Below are 7,501 nucleotides of genomic sequence, written 5' to 3' on the forward strand. Positions count from 1 at the left end.
TCCTCAGGCCGCCTTGCCCAGCAGCGGGCCCATCCACTTGGCCGGGTCTTCGCCGTGCTGCCTCACGAGTTCGTCGAACAGGCGCACGGTGCTTTCGCGGCCCGAGAGAATGGTCAGAAGCTCCTTCTCACCGGATAGGTCGAGCCTTGCCACCACGCTATCTTTGCCATGCCGGATAAGGAAGCAGTGCGCGCTGTCGGGCAGAGTGCGAATCAGCTCGAACTCGTGGCGCGATAGGCCGAAGCCGTTGATATAGTCTTCGGCGCGCGCCTTGGGGTTGATCATGAAGATCTGCGTGGCCGCCTGCTCGATGATCGCGCTGGCTATCCGGCTCTCAAGCGCATCCTGCGCGCTCTGGGTGGCGAAGCCGACAATGCCGTTGCGCTTGCGGATCGTCTTTTCCCAATCCTTGATCCGCCGGACGAAAACATCGTCGTCGAGCGCCTTCCAGCCCTCGTCGATGACGATGATCGCCGGCGTTCCGTCGAGGCGCTGTTCGACCCGGTGGAAGAAGTAGAGCATGGCAGGCGTGCGCGCGACGGGATCGTCGAGGATCGCGGTCATGTCGAAGCCGACCGTTTCCTGCGAAAGGTCGGTCAAGTCACGTTCGTTGTCGAACAGCCAGGCCCGGTCTCCCTCGCCCCACCAGCCCCGCATGCGCGAATAGAGGTCACCCGCGCGTGGGCGGTCGCCCCCGCGGAAAAGCTCGACCAAATGGCGAAGGCGCCGCCGCTCAGGCGGTGCGGTGAAGTTGGTATCGATCGCCTCGCGCACCTGCTCGGCTTCGCTTTCGTCGAGCCCGCCAGCCAGAAGCCCGAGCCATTCGGCGAGGAACATCCGCGCCTGGGGCGTATCCTCGAGCTGGAGCGGATTGAGTCCGCTGGGCGCTTCGGGGCGGAGGCGGTCGTACGTGCCGCCGATCGCGCGGATGAACAGTTCCGCACCCCGGTCCTTGTCGAAGAAAATCGTGCGCGGGCGATATTTGCGCGCCTGGGCCAGCAGGAAATTGAGCACCACCGTCTTGCCCGATCCCGATGGGCCGATCACGGTGAAATTGCCCAGGTCATGCGCGTGGAAGTTGAAGAAATAAGGGCCCGCCGCGGTCGTCTCGAACAGCGTGACCGCTTCGCCCCAGTGGTTGCGTGAAGGCTGGCCGACCGGAAAGTTATGCAGGCTGGCGAAGCCCGCAAAGTTGGTGGTCGAGACGAGCCCGCGGCGTGCGATATAGCGGAAATTTCCGGGGAATTGCGCCCAATAGGCAGGTTCGAGTGCTATGTCCTCGCGAACGGCAGTGATCCCGAGATCGGCAAGCAGGGCGATCACTTCGGCCACATGGCTGTCGAGGTCCTTCAGGTTGTCTGCATGGATGGCGATGGTCGTGTGATGTTCCCCGAACCCCGCGCGCCCCGCTGCCACTTCGTCCTTGGCGATCGCAAGCTCGTCGCGCAGCGACAGGGCCTCGTCTTCGGCCGATTTCATCCGGCGCAGCGCCAGGTTCATCCGGCCAAGTGCGGCGCCGCGCTCGACGAAGGCGAAGCTCTGGCTCATCGTCATCTCGAAGGGCAGGCGCGTGAGCTCGTCGAACATGCCCGGCATAGTCGACTGCGGCCAGTCCTTGATCGAAACCAGAGCAACAAAGCGGCGGTCTAGCGGGCCTGTGGGCGCTAGCTCTACAGTGTCTAGCCCGAAGCTCGCCCTGCGAGCAGGCAGATGATGACCGATATCCCCATGCGGAACCACGACCGGGCGCATATCGCCGTTGAACAGGTAAGAGAGGAACTCGAGGGGTTCGGAGCGCGTGCCATCGTCGCTGTCGTAGGTGGACAGCACCTGCGGATCATATTGGCCGAGCGCGGCCACCAGTGCTTCACGGGCATTGTCGAGCGAATGCTTTTCCGCCGCGAGCAGTGCTGCGCGGTTATCGGTCGCCGAAGCGAACAGGCCCTTGAGCCTGTCGGCAAACCCCATCCGCCCCTGTGTCGGACGGCGCATAATGGTGAGGAAGAGCTCGTTCACATAGAGCTGGCGGCGCGACAACCGTTTGCGCCAACGCTCGTCGAGCCGCTCGGAGAAGGCATCAGGGAATTCGGCCTGCATGACTACATCGGCACGCCGCCGTACGATGTGATGGTAGATTGCGAAGCGCGAATTGCCGATCGCCCGCAGCATCGCGTCGCGCAACTCGGCCCGGTAGTTTAATTCTTCGCTATCCGCAGTCTCGAACAGCAGCCCGCCAAGGCGGATGGTCTGCATCAGCAGGCCATCGCGCGTCTCGATCGTCCGCTCGTCAAGATGCCGGGCATAGGGAAGATGAGTTCCAGCCGGTGCCTCGCGGGCGATGACCTTAGGATCGCGCGTCAGGGCCGGTAGGAGTTGCATTTCCACAGATCGTAATTTTTGACCCGCGGGCAATTGCGCACGCGCGTGATCCACAGATCGAAAAAGCGCGGTTCGCGCAGGCAGAGAAGCGCGCCGATGCCGTGGAGAATGACCGCGACCAGCAGTACCCACCAAGAGCGGAACAAGAGGAAGAGCTCGACCGCGATGACAGCATTTATGACGAAGAACGTGTAGGTGACGCCTGCAAACATCTGTGGCCGCGTAAGAGCAATAAAGCATATGTCGCGGCGGAGCTGATCGGTCATTGTAAAAGTGTCTGCGCCCCATTCCCTGTTGGACTGCATCCTTCCCCGATTTCGCCGAAATTGCAAGGGCGAAACGTAATGACTGGTCCGTCAGCTGATGGGATATCGCTAAACAGAATGGGGTTTATGTTGTCTGCGGGCTTTAACTTCGGCCGTTTTTGAAAAGTCCCTCAATTTCCGCTTGTGGTAACTTGCATAATCTTCAAATCCCTTCATGATTGCGCGAATCAGGGGTGTGCGGTTGATTGGGTTTGAACCCTAACGAAAAGTTAATCTACGTTCTTCGATTCGCATTTGAAGTTCGCCGAACAATTATTATTCCTCAGAGAATAGCGAAATGCAGGGGTGTAATGCAAAAAAGGGGTCGATGGATCGGGTGCAGTGCATGCGCTTTAGGTATCGCTGGTTTAGTCAACGCGCAAACACGAACTGAGAATCACGAATACGATAGTCTTGGACGATTAATTACCACTCAATCGAGAGGGGTCGACGTTACGGAGACGCGATCTTACTGCTTTGATAATTTAGGGAACCGGACCGTTTTGCGGATTTCGACCGACGGTTCTGTGGCGAATTGCCCGCCGTCCTCGCCGACGCCCACCTCGTCACCGACGCCAACACCCACCAACACTCCGCCGGTTGCGAATGGCGATCTTGCCCGGGGATGGTGCAATACATCGACAACTTTCAATGTCACGGCAAACGATTTCGATGCAGAGGACGATCCCGCCAAGCCAGTGCTGATGGGTATCGTGGAGACGTCCGGGGGTGGAGCTTCGGCGGCAAGGCTTAATGGAAGTTCGGTTTCTATCAACTTCGGTTCGGCAGCCGGGATTTCCCAATATACCTACACCATAAAAGACAGTGCTGGATCTACTGATACAGCTTTTCTTACGATCGAGGCAATGTGTTTCGGAGGGAGTCCTGACCAATGAACATCGAGTCCGCGAAAAAGAAGAAGAGTTTTTCGTATATCTCGTTGGTCAACATCTTGATTGTCGGGTCCACATTTTGCCTCTCCCCCTTACCAATACTCGCGCAATCACCTGCTGTAGGCGGAAAACAGTCAGGTCTTACTTCGGTGTGCATGACAGGAACATGGCAAGGCTCCGCGCAGACCCTGTCATCCAATCGGGGCAAGCAATTTCGCATCGCCGTGGCTCCCACAGATGTTCCTACCCTTGAGCGGAAGGGTTTATCTCAGGCTGACTGTGGCGCACTGAACCTCACCTCGCATTCTCACCGGCAAAGATCTCGGGGCGAGGCCTGCTTGATGGCGGCCTTCGGAAACGAAGCCGTGCAGGCGCAATTTGAACGGGCCTTGGGCATTCGACCTGCAGTGCTGTGTCCCAGCGCTGAATTGGACGGAGCGCTCAGCGCGCGAGGCTGCTGACTAACTAGCGAATTCGTCGACTGCTGCCGCGCCTCAGGGCTGCGATCTGTGCAAAATTCCGGAGCTTGAATAATGGGAATGAAACGACTGTTGCTGGCCTCTGCGGCGCTGGCGCCTCTGGTGAGCTTTGGTACGCAGGTTTCGGCACAATCATTGACGCTGGACCCGCCACCGATACGGGCACCGCTGGATGAAAACGGCGTTGATCTGACGACCGGGAACATCGTGATGCCATCATCAACGATAGCCATTGGAGGTGAAGATGGTCTGGTCCACACTCGCTACCGGGTTCGAAACGGGTGGAGGCATAATTACCTGCTCTCGATCACTCGCGGTTCGCGGCAACTTGTCGGTGATACATATATCATACAAATTGGTGGAACAGCGCGTGAGTTCGCAATAGGAAGTGGAGGCTTCCTGCCCCTGGATGGCGAAAGTGGGACGCTATCGGAAACGACGAACGAGATTGTTTATACGAGCGGCGATGGGGTAAAATATACGTTTTCCAAGCAGCTCGTGAAGAATGGTGAAAGTTACTACCAACGCGTAGAGGCGGTCGGTACGTCGATAAAACACCCCGGCGGCCTGATAACCACTCTAGCCTATCGTGCTGGTTCCTACACCCGCAATGGCGTATCTTTGAAAACCATCCGCCTCGCGTCAGTCAATAATAACGGCGGTTTCCAACTTAAGTTCGAATATGAGGCGAATGGTTTCGGCTCGGGCGATGCGAGTTTGGCGGATGTCGATGCGTGGTACACCATCGATAAGGTTACCGCGATCAACAATGCTGTCGAATATTGCTCGCCTACCGCGAACAGCTGCGCGCTAACCGAAGATTGGCCCCACCTGTCCTACTCAAGCACGAAATCTGGCAGCAATACCTACGAAACCGTCACCGATGTGCTGGGCCGCGAAGCCCGGTATAAGATCGACGGGGCGCGGCGGCTCACCGCGATCAAGCGCCCCGGCGAGGCCAGCGATGGCATGGTTATCGGTTACGATAGCGAGTCCCGGGTCGACTGGATAAAGCTAATGAACAGCTATACGCGCGACTATAGCTGGTCGACTAATAGCGATAACGAGTTTGTCGCAGTGTCTACGGACGCGTTAGGCCGCACACGAACCGTTGTCAGTGATCCTGTCAAAAAGGTGATTCTTAGAGACACCGACGCACTGGGTGGCCCGACCTCTTATACGCATGATGGCTCCGGCAGGGTAACCTCAATAATCGCGCCTGAAGGCAACAAGGTCGAGTTCGACCACGATAGTCGTGGACGAGTTATCGAGACCAGGCACGTCGACGAAAATGGCTCTGCCGTCATTACGACCAGCGCGACCTATCCAGCACTCGACGGAGCCTTGCCTTGGGCCTGTGCCAATCCGGTCACCTGCGATAGCCCCCTCACCAGCACCGACGCGAACGGGAAGGTGACGAACTATACATACGATCCGGTGCACGGCGGCCTCACCCTCATCCAACGCCCCGCTGATCCCAATGGCATCCGGCCCACCACCGCGATCACCTATGCGAATCAACGCGCAAATTATTACATCTCGGCAAGCGTTCATGAGCAGAGTTCGCAGCCGATCAAGAAACCGCGGTATATCAGGACGTGTCGTACCGCAGCCAGTTGCGTCGGCAGTCCAAATGAGTTGGTCGTGGAAATGCTGTACCATCCTACAGTAGGCGAACCCAGTAACCCGCGCGTGTCGTCTTCAATACGGAGGACCGGCGACAGTTCGCTACGGGCGGTAACCTCTTATAAATACGATCATCTGATGAATGTCATCGAGGTCGATGGCCCGCTCACCGAAGCCGATATCACGACATATCGGTATGATCTCGCAGGGCAACTGGTCGGAATGATCGGCCCCGATCCCGATGGGAGTGCCGGAATGCCCCATGTCGGGATACGGCTCGAGCGAAGGGACGATGGGCAGGTTTATCAGCGCGAAGTGGGTACGCTTCAGGGCCGTTCCGACGCGGATTGGAATGCATTCGACCCTTTCGAGCTGACCAAAAGCACATTCGATGGTTTCGGCCGTCTTCTGACTGTCGCCAAGCAGGATCCCGATAGCTCGACGCAATTCTCGCTGACCCAATACAGCTACGATGCCGCCGGCAGGCGCGAATGCACTGCTCTTCGCATGAACGCTCCCATCAAGAGTACATCTCTTCCGGCCAGTGCCTGCACCGCAATGACGCCCGGCGCATTCGGCGAAGACCGGATTTCGCGTACATATTATGATAATGCCGACCAGGTCACGCAGGTCTGGTCCGGGATCGACACCGCGCTCGCCCAGCGCACGGCCAAGCTGGAATATTCGCTCAATGGCCGGGTGACAGCGGTGGAAGATGCGAAGGGAAATCGTACCGAATATATATTTGACGGTATCGATCGGGCCATCAAAGTGTTGTATCCCCATCCCACAACCGCCGGTCTCGCCAATCCAAACGATTTTGAGAGGATGACGTATCTTCCGGGCGGTCAGATCGCCACGTATTTCAACCGCAGGGGCGAGAGGATCGTGTTTCAATACGACGATCTGGGTCGGCTCAAGCGGAAGACTGTCGATACCCGGTCCGGACTGGACGGGTTGCACACTCGTAATACCAGCTATCAATACGATCTCTTTGGCAATCCTGTCGATATCAGATATACCGATGGCAAGGGTTTTGCCTACGGTTACGATGGATTGGGCCGTCTGACATCGGTGACCGATCAGATGCTATCCACCGCCCGTACGCTGGGTTACGAATACGATAAGGCCGATCGCCGCACCGCCCTTATCCACCCCGATGGCCAGCGCTTCACTTATACCTATGACGTAATGGGCCGCAACACGTTGATCCGGCATAACGGCACCACCACGCTGCGTTCGCTCGACTATTTTGGGGCGGGCGGGCTGAAGCGCGACACGCGGGGTGGCTATCGCTCTGTCTTCACCACTGATGCGGCCAGGCGGCAAGACAGCCGGAAGCTGGAGATCGCGAACCAGACAACCTCCTACGATTTGGCGCATGGTTGGTCCTACAATCCGGCAAACGAGGTGACGAACGAGATCACGAACAACGATAAGTACGCGTGGGACGGGCATCCCCCAGGTCAGCTGACCAAGAATTACACCGCCAACGGTCTCAACCAGTATACCAGGATCGATGCGGCGAATTATAGCTATGATGCCAACGGCAATCTGACCGGCGATGGGATCAACAGCTACACTTACGATCCGCAAAACCGGCTGGTGGAGGTTTCGGGCGCGCGCAATGTCAAGCTACTCTACGATCCGCTCGGGCGGCTCTATCAAATCCGCGCGAGCAACAGCGCGGTTGGCCAGATCGACGGTAGCGATACGATCCTGCGCACCAATCTTTACGATGGCGATGCGCTGATCGGGGAATATGCTGCTTCGGGTGCGATGCTGGCGCGCTATGTCCACGGGCTCTCGCCGGGGGACG

At 58.0% G+C, this 7,501-nt stretch carries 5 protein-coding genes; 3 read left to right on the plus strand and 2 right to left on the minus strand.

The genetic code is table 11. The features are described 5' to 3' along the window. Positions 1-3: 3 nt before the first annotated feature. Together MUY37_RS12675 and MUY37_RS12680 are read right to left on the minus strand one after the other, a co-directional pair. The gene (locus tag MUY37_RS12675; protein ID WP_499195700.1) at positions 4-2,379 is read right to left on the minus strand and encodes a VirB4 family type IV secretion/conjugal transfer ATPase; all 2,376 of its coding nucleotides are present in this window, start codon (positions 2,377-2,379) and stop codon (positions 4-6) included. Further along, a complete protein-coding gene (locus tag MUY37_RS12680) occupies positions 2,358-2,645 on the minus strand; it encodes a VirB3 family type IV secretion system protein (protein WP_499195701.1) in 288 nt (95 codons plus the stop codon). The genes MUY37_RS12675 and MUY37_RS12680 overlap by 22 nt, the downstream gene beginning before the upstream one ends. Before the next feature lie 350 nt (positions 2,646-2,995). Between MUY37_RS12680 and MUY37_RS12685 the strand changes: the two genes are divergently transcribed. The 3 genes from MUY37_RS12685 to MUY37_RS12695 form a co-directional block, all read left to right on the plus strand. Then, positions 2,996-3,580 (plus strand): Ig-like domain-containing protein, encoded by a 585-nt coding sequence (locus tag MUY37_RS12685; RefSeq protein WP_499195732.1) that lies wholly within the window; start codon positions 2,996-2,998, stop codon positions 3,578-3,580. Next, entirely contained in the window at positions 3,577-4,038 is a 462-nt protein-coding gene (locus MUY37_RS12690) for a hypothetical protein (RefSeq protein WP_499195702.1), read from the plus strand. The genes MUY37_RS12685 and MUY37_RS12690 overlap by 4 nt, the downstream gene beginning before the upstream one ends. Before the next feature lie 639 nt (positions 4,039-4,677). Then, positions 4,678-7,501: RHS repeat domain-containing protein (locus tag MUY37_RS12695; RefSeq protein ID WP_499195703.1), on the plus strand; the 2,824-nt coding region annotated here is incomplete at its 3' end.

Origin of the sequence: Qipengyuania sp. ABI-127-1 (assembly GCA_022953095.1) — a bacterium.
Lineage (GTDB): Bacteria > Pseudomonadota > Alphaproteobacteria > Sphingomonadales > Sphingomonadaceae > Qipengyuania.

What these genes read in the sequence shown, in the direction of transcription:
- MUY37_RS12675 (WP_499195700.1), bottom strand. Translation starts at nt 2,379, where the DNA reads ATGCAACTCCTACCGGCCCTGACGCGCGATCCTAAGGTCATCGCCCGC.
- MUY37_RS12680 (WP_499195701.1), bottom strand. Translation starts at nt 2,645, where the DNA reads ATGACCGATCAGCTCCGCCGCGACATATGCTTTATTGCTCTTACGCGG.
- MUY37_RS12685 (WP_499195732.1), top strand. Translation starts at nt 2,996, where the DNA reads ATGCAAAAAAGGGGTCGATGGATCGGGTGCAGTGCATGCGCTTTAGGT.
- MUY37_RS12690 (WP_499195702.1), top strand. Translation starts at nt 3,577, where the DNA reads ATGAACATCGAGTCCGCGAAAAAGAAGAAGAGTTTTTCGTATATCTCG.